Source organism: Pseudomonas sp. MF6776 (assembly GCF_016613125.1).
In the GTDB taxonomy this organism is placed as follows: Bacteria; Pseudomonadota; Gammaproteobacteria; order Pseudomonadales; family Pseudomonadaceae; genus Aquipseudomonas; species Aquipseudomonas iridis.
Genome location: NZ_JAENSQ010000096.1, coordinates 1 through 1,113, shown reverse-complemented (window position 1 = coordinate 1,113; position 1,113 = coordinate 1). Strand labels below are relative to the sequence as shown.

The 1,113-nt window shown below is 59.7% G+C and carries 1 protein-coding gene; it reads right to left on the bottom strand.

The genetic code is table 11. The annotated features are described in order from the left end of the window. Window positions 1–29: 29 nt before the first annotated feature. Window positions 30–1,058, bottom strand: a complete 1,029-nt coding sequence (locus tag JJD74_RS30580) for an IS30 family transposase (RefSeq protein ID WP_017846207.1) — start codon at window positions 1,056–1,058, stop codon at window positions 30–32. Window positions 1,059–1,113 lie beyond the last annotated feature (55 nt).

Below are 1,113 nucleotides of genomic sequence, written 5' to 3'. Positions count from 1 at the left end.
GGCGGTTACAGGAGCTGAGTGCAACACGGTTATTGAATTGAAGCTGGAGCATCATGCCGCATAGCCATAGCTTCCTGCATCACCTCGTCCATAACCTCGATCGGACACTTGAAGTCGAAGCGCTTACGGGGGCGCATGTTCAGTTGCAGTGCGATGGCATCCAGTTCCTCCTGGCTATGCACCGACAAGTCCGTGCCCTTGGGCAGGTACTGGCGGATCAGGCCATTGATGTTTTCGTTACTGCCGCGCTGCCAAGGGCTGTGCGGGTCGCAGAAGTAAATCGCCACCCCGGTCTGCTGGGTGATTTCAGCATGCCGCGCCATTTCTCGGCCCTGGTCGTAGGTCATGCTCTTGCGCATCGCCAGCGGCATGCCATTGAGCGCTGCACTGAAGCCTTCCATCGCCGAGGTCGCCGTCGCGTCGTTCATCTTCACCAGCATCAGGTAGCCACTGGTGCGCTCCACCAGCGTACCTACAGACGAGGCGTTGGCCTTGCCCTTGATCAGGTCGCCTTCCCAATGCCCTGGCATCAGTCGGTCTTCGATCTCCGGCGGACGTACATGAATACTGACCATCTCAGGGATCTGACCGCGCCGATCCACGCCGCCAGAGCGCGGCCTGCGCATCGTCTTGCTTTGGCGCAGGCAGATGATCAGCTCTTTACGCAGCTCGCCGACTGGCAAGGCATAGATCGCGTTATAGATCGTCTCGCGACAGACGTAGGCATCTCTGAGGCTGGGAATATTCATGCTGCGCAGCTTGCCGGCAATCTGCTCGGGAGACAAACGCTCACGCAGCATATGCGCCACCAATTCGAAGCGCTCGCTACCCGGCAACAGCTTTTGCTTCGGTCGACACACCTGACGGCGGGCCTGCATCTGCTGCTGGGCCACGCGGGCCGAGTAGCCGCCACAGGCATCTCGATTGCGGCGCAGCTCCCGGCTGATGGTCGAAGGGGATCGGTTGATCAAGCAGGCAATCCCGCGCAGGCTGAAACCTTGGGCATGACCGATTTGAATGGTGGCGCGCTCTTCAACGCTGAGTTCGGAATAAGACATAGGGACAGCACCGTACCGGAAAGGTCAGGTGTTGCACTCAGTTTTCGCCGCCGCC

Excerpts from the sequence above, each read along its gene's own strand:
- JJD74_RS30580 (WP_017846207.1), bottom strand. The coding sequence starts at position 1,058 with ATGTCTTATTCCGAACTCAGCGTTGAAGAGCGCGCCACCATTCAAATC.